This window comes from Bacillus sp. 103mf (assembly GCF_900116295.1).
Taxonomy (GTDB): domain Bacteria; phylum Bacillota; class Bacilli; order Bacillales; family Bacillaceae_G; genus Bacillus_A; species Bacillus_A bruguierae.
Window position 1 is genome coordinate 648,639 of the sequence record NZ_FPAF01000001.1, and the last position, 18,956, is coordinate 667,594.

Annotated in this window: 22 protein-coding genes; 4 read left to right on the top strand and 18 right to left on the bottom strand. The window is 36.4% G+C overall.

Annotated elements, in window-relative coordinates; all coding sequences use genetic code 11:
- Window positions 1-47 precede the first annotated feature (47 nt).
- Both ptsG and glcT read right to left on the bottom strand, forming a co-directional pair.
- Window positions 48-2,108, bottom strand: coding sequence for a glucose-specific PTS transporter subunit IIBC (ptsG, locus tag BM350_RS03200; protein WP_090914143.1), 2,061 nt, complete (start codon window positions 2,106-2,108; stop codon window positions 48-50).
- 324 nt (window positions 2,109-2,432) lie between these two features.
- Window positions 2,433-3,281 carry a glucose PTS transporter transcription antiterminator GlcT gene (gene glcT, locus BM350_RS03205; RefSeq protein WP_090914141.1) on the bottom strand — a complete coding sequence of 283 codons (849 nt, stop codon included), beginning with the start codon at window positions 3,279-3,281 and terminating at the stop codon, window positions 2,433-2,435.
- 164 nt (window positions 3,282-3,445) lie between these two features.
- Between glcT and BM350_RS03210 the strand changes: the two genes are divergently transcribed.
- Window positions 3,446-4,261 carry an HAD family hydrolase gene (locus BM350_RS03210; RefSeq protein WP_090914139.1) on the top strand — a complete coding sequence of 272 codons (816 nt, stop codon included), beginning with the start codon at window positions 3,446-3,448 and terminating at the stop codon, window positions 4,259-4,261.
- A gap of 168 nt (window positions 4,262-4,429) precedes the next feature.
- Here the strand turns inward: BM350_RS03210 and phnF are convergent, their stop codons facing one another.
- The 6 genes from phnF to BM350_RS03240 form a co-directional block, all read right to left on the bottom strand.
- Window positions 4,430-5,161, bottom strand: a complete 732-nt coding sequence (gene phnF / locus BM350_RS03215; RefSeq protein ID WP_090914137.1) for a phosphonate metabolism transcriptional regulator PhnF — start codon at window positions 5,159-5,161, stop codon at window positions 4,430-4,432.
- The gene (locus BM350_RS03220; RefSeq protein ID WP_090914136.1) at window positions 5,091-5,879 is read right to left on the bottom strand and encodes a glucosamine-6-phosphate deaminase; all 789 of its coding nucleotides are present in this window, start codon (window positions 5,877-5,879) and stop codon (window positions 5,091-5,093) included. The genes phnF and BM350_RS03220 overlap by 71 nt, the downstream gene beginning before the upstream one ends.
- Complete coding sequence (gene nagA, locus BM350_RS03225) at window positions 5,880-7,022, bottom strand: N-acetylglucosamine-6-phosphate deacetylase (protein ID WP_090914469.1); 1,143 nt, start codon at window positions 7,020-7,022, stop codon at window positions 5,880-5,882.
- Window positions 7,023-7,397: 375 nt separating this feature from the next.
- Window positions 7,398-8,300: a ComEC/Rec2 family competence protein gene (locus tag BM350_RS03230; protein WP_090914135.1), complete on the bottom strand. Its 903-nt coding sequence runs from the start codon at window positions 8,298-8,300 to the stop codon at window positions 7,398-7,400.
- A 77-nt stretch (window positions 8,301-8,377) separates the two neighbouring features.
- Window positions 8,378-8,950, bottom strand: a complete 573-nt coding sequence (scpB, locus tag BM350_RS03235; protein ID WP_090914133.1) for an SMC-Scp complex subunit ScpB — start codon at window positions 8,948-8,950, stop codon at window positions 8,378-8,380.
- Window positions 8,951-9,035: 85 nt separating this feature from the next.
- Window positions 9,036-9,767: a segregation/condensation protein A gene (locus BM350_RS03240; RefSeq protein ID WP_090914132.1), complete on the bottom strand. Its 732-nt coding sequence runs from the start codon at window positions 9,765-9,767 to the stop codon at window positions 9,036-9,038.
- Between the two features lie 169 nt (window positions 9,768-9,936).
- Here BM350_RS03240 and BM350_RS03245 point away from each other — a divergent pair, with 169 nt between their 5' ends.
- Complete coding sequence (locus tag BM350_RS03245; protein WP_081904749.1) at window positions 9,937-10,032, top strand: YjcZ family sporulation protein; 96 nt, start codon at window positions 9,937-9,939, stop codon at window positions 10,030-10,032.
- Window positions 10,033-10,169: 137 nt separating this feature from the next.
- The gene (locus tag BM350_RS03250; protein WP_090914130.1) at window positions 10,170-10,688 is read left to right on the top strand and encodes a DUF309 domain-containing protein; all 519 of its coding nucleotides are present in this window, start codon (window positions 10,170-10,172) and stop codon (window positions 10,686-10,688) included.
- A 17-nt stretch (window positions 10,689-10,705) separates the two neighbouring features.
- On the opposite strand, the gene BM350_RS03255 is transcribed toward BM350_RS03250, so the two are convergent.
- Window positions 10,706-11,071 (bottom strand): GNAT family N-acetyltransferase, encoded by a 366-nt coding sequence (locus BM350_RS03255; protein WP_090914128.1) that lies wholly within the window; start codon window positions 11,069-11,071, stop codon window positions 10,706-10,708.
- Between the two features lie 487 nt (window positions 11,072-11,558).
- On the bottom strand, window positions 11,559-11,996 hold the full coding sequence (locus BM350_RS03260) for a peptidylprolyl isomerase (RefSeq protein ID WP_090914126.1): 438 nt from the start codon (window positions 11,994-11,996) through the stop codon (window positions 11,559-11,561).
- A 208-nt stretch (window positions 11,997-12,204) separates the two neighbouring features.
- Here BM350_RS03260 and BM350_RS03265 point away from each other — a divergent pair, with 208 nt between their 5' ends.
- A complete protein-coding gene (locus BM350_RS03265) occupies window positions 12,205-13,071 on the top strand; it encodes a DUF1002 domain-containing protein (protein WP_090914124.1) in 867 nt (288 codons plus the stop codon).
- A gap of 28 nt (window positions 13,072-13,099) precedes the next feature.
- On the opposite strand, the gene BM350_RS03270 is transcribed toward BM350_RS03265, so the two are convergent.
- The 8 genes from BM350_RS03270 to BM350_RS03305 form a co-directional block, all read right to left on the bottom strand.
- Window positions 13,100-13,885 carry a Cof-type HAD-IIB family hydrolase gene (locus BM350_RS03270; protein WP_090914122.1) on the bottom strand — a complete coding sequence of 262 codons (786 nt, stop codon included), beginning with the start codon at window positions 13,883-13,885 and terminating at the stop codon, window positions 13,100-13,102.
- Between the two features lie 112 nt (window positions 13,886-13,997).
- Entirely contained in the window at window positions 13,998-15,470 is a 1,473-nt protein-coding gene (locus BM350_RS03275; protein WP_090914120.1) for a spore germination protein, read from the bottom strand.
- Window positions 15,448-16,026, bottom strand: coding sequence for a stage V sporulation protein SpoVABEA (locus BM350_RS03280; RefSeq protein WP_090914118.1), 579 nt, complete (start codon window positions 16,024-16,026; stop codon window positions 15,448-15,450). The genes BM350_RS03275 and BM350_RS03280 overlap by 23 nt, the downstream gene beginning before the upstream one ends.
- Window positions 16,027-16,031: 5 nt before the next feature.
- On the bottom strand, window positions 16,032-16,382 hold the full coding sequence (spoVAE, locus tag BM350_RS03285) for a stage V sporulation protein AE (protein ID WP_090914116.1): 351 nt from the start codon (window positions 16,380-16,382) through the stop codon (window positions 16,032-16,034).
- Between the two features lie 3 nt (window positions 16,383-16,385).
- Window positions 16,386-17,399: a stage V sporulation protein AD gene (spoVAD, locus tag BM350_RS03290; RefSeq protein WP_090914114.1), complete on the bottom strand. Its 1,014-nt coding sequence runs from the start codon at window positions 17,397-17,399 to the stop codon at window positions 16,386-16,388.
- Between the two features lie 37 nt (window positions 17,400-17,436).
- Window positions 17,437-17,892, bottom strand: a complete 456-nt coding sequence (gene spoVAC / locus BM350_RS03295) for a stage V sporulation protein AC (protein WP_090914112.1) — start codon at window positions 17,890-17,892, stop codon at window positions 17,437-17,439.
- An 11-nt stretch (window positions 17,893-17,903) separates the two neighbouring features.
- Window positions 17,904-18,320, bottom strand: coding sequence for a stage V sporulation protein AB (locus tag BM350_RS03300; RefSeq protein ID WP_090914111.1), 417 nt, complete (start codon window positions 18,318-18,320; stop codon window positions 17,904-17,906).
- Window positions 18,313-18,933: a stage V sporulation protein AA gene (locus BM350_RS03305; RefSeq protein WP_090914109.1), complete on the bottom strand. Its 621-nt coding sequence runs from the start codon at window positions 18,931-18,933 to the stop codon at window positions 18,313-18,315. The genes BM350_RS03300 and BM350_RS03305 overlap by 8 nt, the downstream gene beginning before the upstream one ends.
- Between the last annotated feature and the right edge of the window lie 23 nt (window positions 18,934-18,956).

Consider the following 18,956-nt stretch of genomic DNA (forward strand, 5'->3'; position numbering starts at 1 on the left):
GGTCAACTACATCGCCTTTTATATTATCAAAATTTTGTGTCTAAATATTAGTGAATGTTAATAACGTTTGTTTCACCTTTTTTAACATTATCTTGCTTTTTGATTTCAACTTGTTGTCCTTCTTGTAAATTTGTGAAAACAATTGGCGTAATAATAGAAGGTGCATTTTCTTTTACAAACGCTATATCTACTTTTAATAACGGTTGGCCTTGTGTTACTTTATCTCCTTGAGAAACTAGTGCTTCAAAACCTTCACCATTTAATTTTACTGTATCAATACCGAAGTGAATTAAAATTTCTTTTCCGCCTTCTGATTGAATACCGATTGCATGTTTTGTTGGGAATACGTTCACAATTTCACCATTTACAGGAGATACGACTGTTCCTTCTGTCGGTTCGATTGCAAAACCATCACCCATCATTTTTCCAGAAAATACTTGATCTGGAACTTCAGTGATTGGTAAAATTTTACCTTCAATTGGAATCGCAATTACTTCATTTGTATCTTTTTGAACAGGTGCTTCTACTTTTGCAGGTGCTTCTTTTTCAATATGCACTGCACGGCCTGCCATAATATCTTGAATTTGTGATTTTAATGTATCAGATTTTGGACCGAAGATAGCTTGAATGTTGTTACCAACTTCAAGAACACCTGCTGCTCCAAGCTCTTTTAAACGATCTTTGTTTACATCCTTTTGTTCTTTTACTTGAACACGTAAACGTGTAATACAAGCATCTAAAGAAGCGATGTTTTCTTTTCCACCAAGTGCTACTAAAATCTCACCTGGAAGCTCGCCTGCTTCTACTGCTCCTGCTCCATCAGTATCAGCTACTACATCACGACCTGGTGTTTTTAAATCCCATTTGCGAATTGCAAAGCGGAATCCGAAGTAGTAAATCACTGCTAGTACAAGACCAACAATAATTACCCACCACCATGCTGTACGGTTTGGTAATACACCGAATAAAATAAAGTCAATTAAACCACCAGAGAATGTCATCCCGATTTTAACGTTTAAAATTTGCATAGTCATAAATGATAAACCAGCAAATACTGCATGGATTCCAAATAGTACAGGTGCTACGAATAAGAATGAGAACTCAATCGGTTCTGTAATACCAGTTAAGAAAGATGTTAACGCAGCAGAAGCTAAAATACCAGCTGCTATTTTTTTATTTTCTGGACGTGCTTCATGGTACATCGCTAACGCTGCTGCCGGAAGACCGAACATCATGAATGGGAATTTACCAGTTGTAAATGTACCAGCTGTTAACTCCACACCATCTTTTAATTGTGCCATGAAAATCTTTTGGTCACCGTGAATGATTTCACCTGCAGCATTTGTATACTGACCAAACTCAAACCAGAATGGTGCATAGAAAATGTGATGTAACCCAAATGGAATTAAAGAACGCTCAATTAAACCGAATATAAATGCTGCTAATGTTTTATTTGTATCAATCATGTGATGCGAGAATGAATTCAAACCGCCTTGAATTGTCGGCCAAATAAAGCACATTACAATCCCTAAAATTAAAGAGAATGTTGCTGTTGCAATTGGCACGAAACGTTTACCAGCAAAGAATCCTAAGTATGATGGTAATTCAATATTAAAGTACTTATTATAACAATATGCTGCTAATATCCCTACCAGAATACCACCAAACACTCCTGTTTGCAGTGTTGGAATGCCTAATACATTTGCATAAGATGGATCTGCAAAACCAGTTTTAATTGGATCTCCAGCTTTGCTTGTTACTTGAACTAACTTGTCTACTCCTAAGAACACACTCATCGTTTTGTTCATAATCAAATATCCAACGAATGCCGCTAACCCAGCTACTCCGTCTCCATTTGCTAACCCAATGGCAACCCCTACTGCGAATAATAGTGCAAGGTTTCCGAAAATAATGTCACCAGATTGTTCCATAATTTTTGCAACTAGAACAAACCAATCTGCTTTTAACGCAGGGATATGATTTGTTAATTGCGGATTTTGGAATGCATTACCAAATCCAAGTAAAATCCCTGCAGCCGGTAAGATTGCAACTGGTAACATAAGCGCTTTACCGACTTTTTGAAGAACACCAAAGATCTTCTTAAACATAAATATCCTTCCTCTCTTATATAATTGATACTTTCGACAAACGCCAAAAGGCATGAGGAAAAAAAGATAGAACGATAGCTATACAAGGGGTAGTATGTCCCTTTCTTTAGCTTACATTCCTAACTTTTCTCCACTCATGCCTGATCGAATCAGTAACACGTGTCAAAAATAGGTATACATAATAAGTTCACAAATTTAAGCAAACGTTTTCTTTGTGTACTGTTATTCATTTGTCGAATTTAGTAGAACTTTGTATAATTGATTATACATAACAATTGTAAGCGATTCAATAACTTTTTTTAACGTTTACATTTCCGACAAAATTTAAACTTGTTCAACCTTCATTAAACGCTGTAAGTGCATCGTTAAATAAATCGTTTCTGCTTCATACACAGGCAGTTGTAATTGTTTTTGCATAACTTTTACAAGTTTCCATGCTAAATTATAGCACTCTGGAAATTCAGCTTTTAAAAGATCCGCAAAGTTTTGTGATTCTTCCACTTTCTCACCATTTTTCACCCGCTCAATTGCATATTGCAGGTGACGAACGAGACGTAAATAATGAATGCTCTCTTTGTCTAACACGAGTTGTAAATTTGTTTCAATTAAAGAAACAAGGTGAGCAATTAATTTAGAATTTTGATTAACAGAAGATAATTCAGAGTTTGTAACAGAGCTATAAATATGCAGTGCAATAAACCCGATCTCTCCTTCTGGAAGATGAATATTTAAGCGGGAATTGATTAATTCTACAACTTCTTCTGCAATTTTATATTCATTTGGATACAACACTTTTGTTTCCACTAAAAATGGATTATCCACTGTAAACCCTTGCTTTAATCTCTTTATAGCAAAAGCAATATGATCGGTTAAAGCAATATGAATATGCTCATTTAACGGTGTTTCTACTCGATCTTGAATATAAAACATGAGATCGTTCATTAATTCAATCAATTTCTCGCTCACATGCGGAACAAGAAGTTTGTATTGTTCACGCTCGCGTTCATTTGTTAATACAAACATTTTTTCAATCTGTTCTACTTGTAACATTTCTCTTGTTTTTTTCCCAAACCCAATCCCTTTTCCTATGACGACCACTTCTTCGTGTTCTGGATGGGCAGCAATAATGACATTATTATTTAAAACTTTTTTAATTTCGAGACAATTATCCATACAACACCATCCTTGCGCATAAAACGTCTACTTTCATGTTACAGAACAATCTTATTTTTCGTCAATGTCAAACATCTGCCATTTTAGAAATGTCGTTTTTTAGACATGAATGTACGAGATGCGTATAATGTAAAGGCATACGTCTAGTAGAAAGGAGCCATATCATGATTAAAATGTTTATAAGCGATATCGATGGCACAATGATGCAACACGGAGGTGTAATCGCTAACCAAGATATAGATGCACTGTGTAGCCTTGCTGATCAAAATATAATTCTTTGTTTCGCATCTGGAAGGCTTGATAATGAAATTGCTGATTTAATGAACAAAGTTGACATGAAATTTCATCGCATTAGTGTGAACGGTGTATTTGTATATACACACGAAAATAAACAACTATTATCTGCAACATTCGATTCTACTATTTTACCAGAGCTGTTGTCTATAACAAATAAAGAACCATTCTTTCGTTATGTAAGTGATGAATATAATTATTACATTGAAGAAAAAACACCATTTATTCATGAACTCGAGAAGCAGGTGAAAATGACTTCCGTTGAAGAACCAAACTTGCTCGAGAAAATTGATACAACAATTTTCCCAAATAAAATTTCAGTTGGTGGTACAAAAGAAGAGTTAATTGTTCTTCAAAAGCAAATTGACGAAAATTTTAAAGGAAAGGTAAGTACTTTTATTTCTGCCGAACAATGTTTAGATGTTATGCCTCCTAACATTAGTAAAGGTTCAGCTATTTCTGTTTTATTAAAGGAATTTAATATTGGGCCTAATGAAATAGCTTGTATCGGTGATTCTTATAATGATATCCCTATGTTTGCTTTAACACCTCATAGCTTTGCGATGGCGGGTGCAGACGATGAAGTAAAGCAGCATGCATCACATATTGTTCCCTCTGTTAAAAATGCAATCGAATATGTTCTTCGTTATAATCAAGAACAAAAAAATATGACTCACTCCTTATAAGGATGAGTCATATTTTTTTCCTGCATTAACGGACAATAAAGCCCTCATCTTAAGAAGGTAGATAGAAGATAACTGTCCGTAAAAGCCCGATTCACTCAACTAGCCATCAGCGGGGATCCCCTCGCTAATGGAAGTATCACTTTATTTCACAACATAAAACTTCGCGTTTTACTTATTGCGTGAAATATTCGTAATAAACTTATAACGATCGCCTCTGTAAATACATTTTACATATTCCAGCGGCAACTCGCCTTCTGCATATGACCATTGTCTCATTACAAGCACTGGTGCTTTATTCGGAATATGAAGGTGCTCTGCCTCTTCGTCCGTTGCAATAGCCGCTTCAATAGATTGCGTAGCACGAATTAGCTTAAAGCCTAGTTTTTTTTCTAAGTGCTCATACAATGATTGTTGCAAAATTTCTTCATTAATATCTTTTACAAGAGATGGTGACAAATATGTTGTCTCAAACGCAATTGGTTCTTCATCAGCTAAGCGAATACGCCTTACCTCGTAAACCGATTCTCCCTCTTGAATTCTAAGCTTCTCTGCTATTTTAGCAGTAGCTGGAACAAGGTGAAAGCTTAATAGCACGCTACTTGGTTGCATTCCACGAGAGAGCATATCCTCTGTAAATCCTGTCATGCCTTGCAACTTTTGTTCAACCTTTGGAAGTTGCACAAAAGTACCAATTCCACGTTTTCGATGTAAATACCCTTGTTCAACTAAGTTATTAATGGCCTGTCTGATTGTCATTCGACTTACTTCAAACTTATCACATAATTCATTTTCAGATGGAATTTTATCTCCCGGCTTCCATTCACCGTCTTCAATTAGTTGCTTCACCCACTCCTGAATCTGATAATAGATCGGAAATGGTGAATACTTGTCGATATTCATCAGCAATCGCCTCACTGCATAAAGATAGAGCTTCTTGATCTGCGATTATGGTTACATTTGGATGATGTTGTAAAACTGTAGCCGGACACCCCTCGCTTACTTTCCCTTGTAGCATTTCCTTAATCGCTTCTGCTTTTTTCACTCCAGAAGCGACAAGTAAAATTTGCTTTGCCTTCATAATGCTACCGATCCCCATTGTAATAGCATGCGTTGGCACATCTTCTTCTTTTTCGAAGAAACGACGGTTTGCTTGACGGGTAGATTCTGTTAACTTCACAATGCTAGTTACAGAATCAAATGGTGTTCCCGGCTCATTAAATCCGATGTGACCGTTTTCACCGATTCCAAGAATTTGTAAATCAACTGGATTGGCATCAATAATACTTTCATAACGCTTACATTCTTCTTGTAAATCGCCTGCCATTCCATTTGGTACATACGTTTCTTTAAACGGAAGATGGTTAAACAACTGTTCTTGCATAAAATAATGATAGCTGTTTTTGTCTTCGGGTGGTAAATTTACGTACTCATCTAAGTTTACAGTGGTTACACGGCTTGTATCAAGTTTATTTTTTCTCATTAATGCATAAACCCCTAATGGAGAGCTGCCTGTAGCCATTCCTAATACTGAATTTTCTTTTGATTTTACAAGGTGTTCAATTAATTTATAGCCCGCTTCTGCTAATTCTTCTGGAGTTTTTACAACAACGATATTCATTTATCTCCCTTCTTTCATATGAATCCCTAATCGAACTGTATCTTGTACATATAAATCTTCAGACATAATAACAAAGTCCGCAGCTTTTCCTGTTTCTAAAACGCCCTTGTTTACTAATCCAAATTCCTCAGCTTGGTTAACTGATGTCATAAGAACAGCTTCTTCGATCGAGCATCCAGTAAACGCTATCACGTTACGAAATGCTTCATCCATTTTCAAAATACTTCCTGCTAATGTGCCATCTTCTAATCGTGCACTACCATCTTTTACAATAACCGGTTGTCCGCCAAGTTCATATAATCCATCTGCTAAGCCTTTTGCACGCATCGCATCCGTAATAACACTCACTTTTTTAGCGCCTTTTAATTTATATGCCAATTTCACCATATCCGGATGAATATGGATACCATCTGTAATTACTTCGACCATTACATCTGGATTTAATAACACATGACCAACTACACCTGGCTCACGGTGATGCAAACCACGCATTTGATTATAAAGGTGCGTTGCATGTATAATATTTCTCCCTATTAATTGCTCATTCGTTGCATCTGTATGTCCAATTGTACCGATGACACCCGTTTCTACGAGATATTCTTCAAACTCACGCGCACCTTCTTCTTCTGGAGCATATGTTACGAGTTTAATTAAATTTCCGCTTGCTGCTTGCCATTGCTTAAATTGCTTAATATTTGCAGGGACAATATATTCAAGCGGCTGTGCACCTGCACGTTTTTTTGAAACGTACGGACCTTCTAAATGAATATATTCGAAATGCGCACCTTTTTCCTTCGCTTCCTTCGCAGCACCCAAAGCCGCTTCAATCGCTTCAGAAGACTGCGTCATTGTTGTTGGAAAGAACGTTGTAACTCCTTCTTGTAACATCTGTTTACCGAGAGTTACTAATCCGTCGCTATTTGCATCCATTGCATCAATATCGTATCCACCGTGAATATGAACATCAATCATACCTGGAATCATAATATTCCCTTTTATATCATGAACCGTTTCATTTTCTTGTGGTACATATTGAGCCATCAATCCAAGTTCTTGAATTTGATCCGTGTAACGAATAAAACCGCTTTCTAACACTTCATGACCTGTATAAATTTTGGCATTGATGACGACTTGCGTTTTCATTTCCATCGATCCTTTCCCATATAATTCCTAATTCTCTTATTACCTATCCCCATCATAATATATATACAGGTAGTTGTCTATACATTACGGGTGGGTTTTTGATATAAGAAAAAAGTAATTTTGTTTTTCTTCTCTCATTATAATATAGAACTTTCATTTTATTCAAAAGGACTTTCAAAATATTTCCTCATATACGAAACAAAAACGCGACTACACTTGTAGAAATACATCATATTATGTATGACTTAAATATTTTATTAAACAAATATCAAGAAACACTCTGGAACGCTACTGTATATAAACGAATTTAACTATACTTATCATTTCAGCAGCTTTGATTTCTTACATACGCTGCTGAAATGAATGATACATACACTATTTTAACAACGGCAAAGGTAACTGATGCTGAAAAGTAATACACTCACCATCTGTTTCAATTTCAACATCATTTTTCACGGTAGTATGTACAATCACCCCGTGCCGATATAATCGTTTCACCACACTTCGATGCGGATGGCCATACGGATTTTTTTTATCATACGAAATAATAGCAAACTGCGGTGCAACAGCCGTTATAAACTGTTCGCTCGTTGATGTATATGAACCGTGATGGCCAACTTTTAACACATCTGCATGCACATCGTACTTCTTCACAATTTCTTCCTCCGTATGTGTATCAGCATCCCCCATGAATAAAAAATCAGCCTTACCATAACGAATTTTCAATACAATAGATGACTCATTATTTTCTCGTTTTGTTTTTCCATCATTTAATACTTGAACTGAAATATGAGGATCTAAGGGAATATATTGCCCTTCCTTTACACGTAAAAATGGAACTCCTCTTTTTTTAATACTTCTTATATACGAATGATATGTAAATGAACTATATAATTTCCCACTATCTAATACAAGTGAAACCGGCATTTGTTCAATAATTGGAATTAACCCTCCTATATGGTCCATATCAGGATGTGTACCGATAACAACATCTAAGCGTTTAATTCCCTTTTTAATTAATTTATCTATAATAGGCTCCCCAGCCTCATACGGACCACCATCAATTAAAATTGTTTTCCCGTTTGGTAAGGAAATAATTGTTGCGTCACCTTGCCCAACTCTTAAAAAATTTACAGTCATCTTACCTAAATGCGTACGCTGACTTGAAAAGGAGGAAACCATATGTATAGAAGCATACTGACGTATAGGAGTTGCACTATTTAAAGTTATACATAATACTGCTGAAAATAGAAAAAGAGCGATACGCACATCTTTCATACACCTTCTCCTTTTTCTATTTAGTATGACGCAGCTTTGATTTCATATACAAAAAAGCTTGGCAAAATGCCAAGCTTTCACTTCGAAATTTCTTGTAAAGAACCAAAGAATAAATCCGCTTCATTCATTCCTTCGCCTTCTTCTGACAGAGCAGGTAATTCATCTAATGTTTGCAATGCAAATGTATCTAAAAACTCTTTTGTTGTGCCGTATAAAATAGGGCGTCCCGGCCCTTCTACACGTCCTACTTCTTTAATTAATAAATGGGATACAAGCGTTTGAAGAGCGCGATCTGTTTTTACACCGCGAATCTCTTCGATTTCGGTTCTTGTAATTGGCTGGCGATAGGCGATAATCGCTAATGTTTCTAACGCTGCTTGTGATAAAGATGCAGTTGTTGGCGCATCCATCAATTTTTGATAATACGGTGCGTGCTCTTTTTTCGTTGCAAAACGATACACTTTTGCAAATTGAACAATCTGCAAGCCGCGTTGCAATTGATCATATTCTTCCTGCAGCTCTTCTACAAGCTTTATTGCATCTTTCACTTCTACCTCTAATACTTTTGCAATTTGTTCTGGATAAATCCCTTCATCTCCTGCTACAAACAGCAGCCCCTCTATAACTGCCTTTTGTTCTTGTCTTTCCAACGCTAAAAGCTCCTTTCTCACATTCTTTGTATCCATATACGTCATAAAGACCGAGCAACAATTTACGGTCGGTCGAACATTACAGCTATTGTTTCATTAAAAAGATTTCATCAAAATTATGCTCTTGCTCAATAACAATTTTCTGATGTTTCATAAGTTCCAAAATTGCTAAAAATGTAACAACAATTACATCTCGGTCATCATCTACAAATAAATCGTAAAAACTTTGACGACCTCCTGCAAGTTCCAATTGTTTTAAAACATCGACCATTCGTTGTTCGATTGGGATTTCCTGCCTAGTAACTGTAGCTGTTACCGGCCGCTGTATTTTCTTTCGACGCATGAGCTTTTGGAACGCTGCTAACATATCATATAACGTCACATCAATCGGCAGCTTTTCAGCCTCCTCTTTTTGAAACATCATAAAATCAAGAGGAGGCCGTGTATATAACTGCGCTCGTTCTTGTTCTTTTTCTTTTAATTGAGTAGCAACTTGCTTATATTTCTTATACTCAATTAGACGTTCCATTAATTCTTGCCGAGGATCTTCCATGAATTCTTCACTGCTATCCTGTACATCTTCTTCATACTTTGGAAGCAACATTTTACTTTTAATTTGCAATAGCGTCGCTGCCATAACTAAATATTCACTTGCAACATCAAGCTGTAATTCTTTCATCGCATGGATATATGATAAATATTGTTCTGTAATTTCCGCTACAGGAATGTTATATATATCAATTTCATAACGATTAATTAAATGTAATAGTAAATCTAAAGGGCCTTCAAATGCCTCAACTTTAAAATTATATTGCACAAATCATCCCACCACATTTTTTCTGTAACACCATAAGTATAGTGTATACTTATGGACTATCCAACCTTTTTCAAAAAATTAATTAAAAATAGACGTATACCTAGGCCACAATGCCCATCCCATTCATATGATGACAGTGTAATGAGTACATTGTAGGAGGTTACAAACTATGGGTCATGTTTCTGGAGGTTTCCACGGCGGATTCGCTTTACTAGTTGTGTTATTTATTTTATTAATTATTGTCGGCGCAGCTTGTTTTTGCTAACTGACATAAAGCGACTAGAGTACTCTCTAGTCGTTTTATATTTATCCTGCTATTCGTGGGCAGTAAGATCCCCACTGATGGAAGTTTCACTTTATGCTACACTATATACAACACTGCTTAGAATTGGAGTGAAAAGCATGTATCATGAAGCATACATACAGTTTTTAATTCATTTTCATAGTGATTACGACTACTTTGAATGTCACGAAGTTTTAGAAGAACATTGGAAAACAAAGCCACGCGGAGAGCGAGAACAGCATTGGGTTGGACTCATTCAAATTGCTGTCGCTTTATACCACCATAGACGCTCTAATTGGAACGGTGCTGAGCGAATGATGAAGAGTGCCCTATTCATTTTACAGAATGAAAAACAACATATAGAAGCATTAGGTTTAGACTATTTGAAACTACTATTGCTTCTTGAGGAACGACTGCACATCATTCAAAATCATGATTCTTATACAACATTATTTCTTCCTTTTGCTGATTCGAATTTAGAAAACATATGTATACAATTATGCAAAACGAAAAGATTGCCGTGGAAAGAGACTTCTTCTACTCCAAGCGAGGATATTATTCATAAACATTCTCGCCGTAATCGTGAAGATGTGATTAGTGAACGAAATATTCAATTACAAAAGAGAAAGCAGAGATAAGGTTATCTCTGCTTTTACTAATGCACATTATGTTCAACTTCTTTACACTTCTCACAAAAACTAGATGTTTGTTCGTTTCCGCATACCGTAATATTCGGCAGAATTGTTTGTAATTCTTGTACCATTTTTGTTCCAATTCCCGCTTGACGATGCGAAGGATTCACACTAATATGTTGAATTTCTAGCACACCAGCATCGTGCTTTACCGTCCCAATAATCCCAACAATCGCATCGTCTTCCTTCCATAAGTATAGCTGCCAATCGTCATTTTGTTCATAATCCTTCATCGTTGCTTGTAATCGTTTTATGTCTTTTTCCATTGGCATAAATGAAAGAAGTCCCATTGCAATTTTTTCATAACTTTTTTTAAAACGAATTAACATGGAATTTATCCCTTCTTACAAAAGTTACAAACCATATCCCCTTAATCAGCATGTTCATATCATGTCTATTTTACAACATTTCTAACCTACTGAGAAGGCTTGCCTAAAAACAACTTTATAATCATACAAAGAGGGAAAGTGGAAGTCAAATGTTGATATTCTGTTTATATTATGCTAGTAGCATTATATTGTTCGTACCTAATATAAATAAAAAAGCGATATAAAAAACCTCTTTCTTTTAGGTAAGCGAGAGCGTCTGACCATGCATAGAATCGGTCAGATCCTTTTCCTGCCACATGCGAGGTTTAAAACAAAGGGAGGAAGCGAGTCCAGATCACACTTCTGCATAGTAGCAACTTATATGTTGAAAAAGTTTAAATGACACAAATGATATGCAAAGTCTTCTATACGTATCTTTTACTTGGCTTACCTTACAAATTCTTTTTTTAATAAAAAAAGAGAGAGCATTTTGCTCCCTCTTAATATTTTACTCTTCCCAAACCTTAACTTCTTTCATAACATCGCCTTGACGCATATTTAGTACTGTTTCGATGCCATTTGTTACTTGACCAAACACAGTATGAACGCCATCTAAATGCGGTTGTGGCTCATGTACGATAAAGAACTGGCTTCCTCCAGTATTTCTTCCAGCGTGCGCCATAGAAAGTGCCCCTACTTTATGTTTGTGAGGATTTCCATCAGTTTCACAAGGAATGGAGTAACCAGGACCACCTGCTCCTGTTCCTGTTGGATCGCCACCTTGGCTTACAAAACCAGGAATTACTCTGTGGAAAGTAACTCCATTATAAAAACCTTCATTAGCTAATTTTCTAAAGTTTTCCACTGTTTTTGGTGCTTCTTCTGTGAAAAATTCTAATTCGATTTTTTCACCGTTTTCCATTAATATGTATCCTAAAGTTCTCATGTATAATAAGCTCCTTTCAACAATCTCAGCCTTATATTACCACAATCGCTGTAATAAACAAAAATATTATTGTGAAAACCTTTATAAAATCCGACAATCCTGCTATTTCTTTCTAAAATCAATCTAAAGGCGGATGACAAATACAAAAAATATACTATAATTACTTTGTTGCCCGAAAATTTCAGAAAGAGAAAGGGAGCGATTTTTCGTGAAAACGAAATTGTTAGCACTGCTATTAGCTGTTATGGTCTTTTTGATTCCAGCAGCTTCATATGCAGACGTGATTGAGGGAGAGTCTATTGTTACATTAGGAGAAAATTTAACAGAACAGCAAAAACAACAACTTCTCCAAGAAATGAAAGCGCCAAAAGATGCACAAATTATTACGGTATCAAACGCGGAAGAACATAAATATTTAGATGGAGTTGTACCAAACGCTCAAATCGGCACAAAAGCAATTTCTTCTTCTATGATTACGTATACAAAAAAAGGATCTGGTCTTGTTGTACAAGCGCATAATATCAATTGGGTAACAGATGCAATGTATACAAACGCATTAATTACAGCAGGTGTAAAAGATGCGAATATTTACATTACAGCACCATTTAAAGTATCAGGGACTGCCGCTTTAACAGGCTTAATGAAAGCTTACGAGACAACAGCAAAAAAAGAAATTCCAGAAGAAGTGAAAAAAGTCGCTAATGAAGAAATGGTTCAAACTGCAAAACTTGGTGACCAAATCGGAAATGACAAAGCTGTACAACTTGTTGCAAAAGTTAAAGAGGAGATTGCAAAAGAACAACCAAAAACAACAGAAGATTTACGCTCACTCATTAAAAAGATTGCAGATCAGCTTGGAATTACATTAACTGATGAACAACTTGATAATTTAGTAGCACTCTTTGACAAAATGAAAAACTTAAACATTGATTGGAATCAAGTTAGTAACCAATTAAATAAAGCAAAAGAACACGTTTCAGCGTTTCTAGGCTCTGAAGAAGGTCAAGGCTTTTTAGAAAAGTTAAAAGGCGTATTCGCTAGCTTTATTGACTTTATTAAATCGCTATTCAAGTAATAAAAAGCTCGTTATTGACGAGCTTTTTTTATGCTAACAATGGTAGTTTCATAATGGCTTCTTCTACAGAACGAACAACATGACTCGCTTTTTCTTTCACATATGGATGAGCATGATGTAATGTAAAGGAATGCGGCGTCACAGAAAACATGGAAATATCATTAAAAGAATCCCCAATACATGCTACTTCATGTGCTTCTACTTGTAAATGTTCCATTAAAAGCTGCAGTGCACTTCCTTTACTAATCCCAATGGGCATAATATCCACATATCGCTTTCCTGAAATCACGACTTCCGCCTTGCCTTGAAATTCGTTTCGCAGCTCTTGATCTAACATTGTAATTTCCTCTTCTTCTCCATAAACAAATAATTTTGCCGGATGAATAGTTTGTCCGAAGTCTTCCTCTAATGTCTCTACTTCTGCGATTTCTCCTTGAATATATTCTTCAAACATACGATGATGTTCATTTTTCTTTTTTGTATATCGATGCTCCTTCGCACATACAATATCCGCCATCTTTTTTTTATGTATATATTTATATATTTCCCGGGCAACCTCACCATCAAAAGTTGATTCGTTTAACATTTCTCCTTCTTTCGTTAATAAAACGGCACCATTTAATCCTGTTGTATAATAAGGGAAAGCGAATTGTTTCACAACAGCATGAATACGGTGAGTAAAACGACCAGAAGCAAAACAAATATTCGTACCTTTCTCTGCTAACCAGCATAATGCTTTTTCATCGTCACGATGGATCCGATTCACGTTATAAACGAGTGTGTCATCTAAATCGCTAACAAATAACTTAATCATGTAATCTCCCCTTCCATACATCATATTTACTTCTAGTGTACAAAAGAAATGTTATGTTTTTGTTAAAAACAAATAAATTTATAACAAAAATGAGCAGAATTTATTCTTCTGCTCATTTTTGCCTCCTTATATTTTGAGGATGGACGATGCTAGGACGTACCTTTAAACTAGAAATAGATGGGCGAATTAAAATTTTCACCAATGCTTCCCAATCAAATGGAAGAAACGGCCAAAGATACGGCGTTTGTAAACTTCTAATAGATGCTAAAAATAAAATTAACAATGTCATTCCAACAACAAAGCCTATTTCCTGAAATAAAGCTGTACATATAATAAGGAATAATTTCCCGATTTTATTCCCTAATCCTAATTCATAACTTGGCGTTGCATATGATCCAATCATAGAAATGGCAGTATATAAAATGACTTCTGGTACAAATAGACCGACATTAATTGCAATTTGACCAATTAATATAGCCGAAATTAACCCTGCTGCTGATGACAGCGGTGTTGGTGTATGAATCGATGCCATCCTCAGAAATTCCAGCCCTACTTCCGCTAAAATAATCTGCAAAGCAATCGGTATATTGGTCACTTTATTCGGTCCAATAAACGCTAACTTTTCTGGTAATACAGCAGGATCCATTACAAACACAAGCCAAAGTGGCAATAAGAACAGAGAAAATACAACTCCTAGAAAACGAATCCAGCGTAAAAATGTTCCAACAGCAGGATTTTGCCGAAATTCCTCTGCATGCTGTACATGATGAAAATATGTTGTTGGTGTAATAATTGCACTAGGAGAAGTATCTGTCAGGAGTAAAACATGTCCTTCTAACAAATGATTCGCTGCGACATCTGGTCTTTCTGTATAGCGAATAAGCGGAAAAGGGTTATATCCTTGTTTCACAAGAAACTCCTCAATTGTTTTATCCGCCATTGTTACACCGTCGATTTGAATATTTGCTATCTCCTGCTTTATTATTTTCACTAAATCAGGATTCGCAATATCTTGTATATATGCGATACAAAGATCTGTGCGTGACCGCTCTCCCACCCGGATAATTTCATGCCGCAAACGCGGATCACGAATACGTCTCCGAATAAGAGCTGTGTTTACAATAATATTTTCAACAAATCCATCGCGCGCACCCCTAACAACCTTCTCTGTATCCGGCTCTGTTGGAGTTCTTCCTGGATAACTACGAACATCAATTACAAATGCTTCTGTCTCTCCCTCAACAAAAATAACGATTAAGCCTGATAAAACTTGCAATATGACATCATCCATCGTCTTTATTTTACTTACTTGCTGATGAATCAGACGATTTTCTAACAACTTTACTGTACCTTCTCCATACCTTTGTATTTCATTCGTATCAATAGCCTCTTCGAGAATGTGTATGATATAGTTTGTATCACATAAACCATTCACAAACAAAACACCAATTTCTTTATCTAAAATATGAAATTTACGAATTCCCACATCAAAGGTAACACCAAGTCCAACTGTTTGCTTCAAATAATTTTCATTGTCACTTAAAAATGAAGAAATTGGTATATTAGTCTTTTTTGTATTGGTCATAAAACCCACTCCTTTCTAAAATCAATTGAATTGCTTGTTTTGTAATTGGCGACCCGCGTTTCCAGTCATCATTGCCGTACATTTTCCCAATATCACCGATTCCAACAATAATAGGAACATGCAATTCGTCTAAACAGTAAACGGTATCACCGTTAATTCTTCCTATTTCAACATCCGCCAATCCAAATTTATCAACACCATACTCAGTTAATCGTCCTTCTCGATCAACACTTACATCAACACGTGCCCATTCCCAATGATGCGTATTCGAAGCAACCGCTAACACGCCAAGCACATCAATTTGTTTGTTCGTTGCCACATATTTTAATGCTTTTTCTCCTGATCCTTCCCCAATATATCCACTATCATCAAACATAACAAAAACAGGGTCATGTGGTGTTTGCATGATAAGCTCAACAATCTTTCTCCCTGTTAATTTCGTTGGATTACTTTGCGATGCCGAAATACATCGTCCCCCAAACTCCTTTGCCAGTAACTCGATTGTTCGCTGCGCATATTCATCTCCGTCTGTCACCAAAATAACCCTTCTTCTCATCTTATTTATCCTTTCGGTTTAAAAATAAGTGCTGCTAAAAATGCAAATAAAATTGCTGCTGAAATTCCAACAGATGTTAACTTAAACATTCCCATTCCAATCCCAAGATAACCATACTTTTCTGCTGCTTCCATCGCTCCATGCAATAAAGAATGGCCAAAACTTGAAATCGGAACAGTCGCTCCCGCTCCTGCAAACTGAATCAGTTTATCATAAATGCCAAAACCATCTAAAATAGCACCCATTACTACGAAAATTGCCATAACATGTGCAGGTGTTAATTTCGCAAAATCTAACAGGAGTTGTCCGATAACACAAATCGCCCCTCCAACTAAAAACGCATATATAAATTCCACATATTACACCCCTTTTATTCTTTCAAATACAATACCGTGTGCAATTGTTGGAATCGATTCTTTTTGTTGAATCATAATCGGACTTAATAAAGCACCTGTTGCGACGACAAAAATCCGCCTGAGATTCCCCTTTTTCATTTCTTTCATTAAATGTCCATATGTTACAACTGCGGAACAAGCACAGCCACTTCCTCCTGCAAATACTTGCTGGTCATCTCTATAAATCATTAAACCGCAATCATTATAGACATTCCCTAGATCATAGCCTTCATCTAACAAAAGCTGCCGTGCAATCGGCGTTCCTACTGCTGACAAATCTCCTGTCACAATCAAATCGTAATCAGCAGCACTTCTGTTTAAATCCTCAAAATGCTGCCCGATTGTATGAGCTGCAGCAGGGGCCATCGCAGATCCCATATCAAACGGATCTGTTATACCTAAATCTTGCACTTTTCCAATGGTTGCTGCTGTTACTTTAATTGCACTTCTTTCCCGACTAATTAAAGCTGTACCAGCTCCTGTAACAGTAAATGTCGCTGTAGTTGGCTTTTGTCCTCCGTACTCTGTTGGATAACGAAATTGCCGCTCGGCCGTAGCATTATGACTGCTGACTGTTGCTAATACTCGATTTGCAAATCCCCCATCAATAAATGCTGCGCCAACAGCTAACGTCTCCATCGAAGTGGAACACGCTCCAAACATGCCTAAAAATGGGATTGAAAGTTCTCTTGCAACATAATTTGCCGTAACTGTTTGATTTAATAAATCTCCAGCTAAAAAAAAATCAATATCAGATGCTTGTATCTTTTCTTTTTGCAATGCTTGTTGAATCGACTCTCGCATTAACCGTCTTTCTGCTAGCTCCCAACTCTCTTCTTTGCAATGTAAATCATCATATGTAATATCAAAACTATCTCCAAGCGGTCCCTTTGCCTCTTCCGGTCCAACGGCCGTCCCCGTTGCATTCACATATACATCATTTTGAAATAGCCACGTTTGCTTCCCAGTTAATCTCATCTGCCTTCTCCTTTACTTACATTAGCTGAAACTTCCATCATTGGAGGAGCTTCCATGTATACCGAATGAGACCTACAACATACGCTCCAACAACGCCAAATACAATTACACTTCCAGCAATTTTGAACATATTTGTGGCAATCCCAAGAACAATTCCTTCACTGCGGTGTTCCATTGCTGCGCTCACCATTGAATTTGCAAATCCAGTAACCGGAATTGCTGAGCCTGCTCCTGCAAATTGTCCAAGTTTATCATATACACCAAGCCCGGTTAAAATTGCTGATAGTAATATTAATGTTGTAATTGTTGGATTCCCTGCATTTTTCTCCGTAAAATCGAAATAATGTATATACATCTTTGTCAAGACCTCACCTAATGTGCAAATAAGTCCACCCACAACAAAAGCCTTGATGCAGTTCATCATATAGTTAGGTTTTGGATGATACTCTTTCACTTTATTCGTATAATCGTCTTTTAATCTATGCAGTGCCACTAACATGCCTCCTATTTCACAAAATAAATCCAATGAAATAAAGATCCTACTACCTTACCAAGAACAAGTGCAATAAGAAGAATAACAATTTTCCCATCAACCCCAACACGTTTTGCTAATATTGGAAGTACATTCAGCACTTCTGTTAAAGCAGCAGCAAGCATTCCGATAAATGTGCCGCATAACAGTCCAAGTAACAAAAGCCAATACGGTGAAACAAGCAATGTAACATCACGTAAACTGCACCACGCACCGCTTAGTGCACCACTCACAACAGCCCATTCATAATATTGAACTCGATGACCACTTTTCGTTAACTGAGCGAGCCTTGGAATCATACCCAATACAGTTAAAAATGCAACGTATCCTCCTCCAACCGCAATTCCACCAGCAAATCCAATAAAGATAACCTCAATATATTCAATCATTTCGAATTTTCTTTATCATTTCTTTATTTTCATTCATCATCACATATTGATCGAGAGATTGCTGATATTGAAACATTTCAACTTCTAATGGGCTTGGCTCTTCATTAATGCGCTTTTGAAAAACGTGATTAAAAAAAAGAATCATTCCAAGTCCAAGCCCTAACGAATATGGGATTTGAAATAAAAGTGGCTTTCTGTTACTTTCTCCTGTAACCATGTAATATAAACGTTGATGCACTTGCTGCATACTAACGTCTTCATGAAAATAAATAATCGCAAGAGCCGCTCCCACAAATAACAATAACCATACCATCCCAAAGAGAAATGGATTTACTTCTTTTTTTTCATATACAATTTCAACAATCGTTTGCGCCGAACCGAGCAAATTAATTTCTAAACTGCTGGAATACTGCCTAATACTCTGAATAACTTTCATCACATCAATTACAACATGCGTTTTATCTTTCTTTGTAATTTTGTATACAGCCTGTCGTTTTATCTCGTCTACAATATGCGACTCTCCAACCACTTGTGCAACATCACCAATTTTAATCTCATAAGCAGGCGACACTTGTAGACGATTCCTCATCTTTACATATATCGTTTGCTCCACTCCAATCACCTCTTAACTATTCC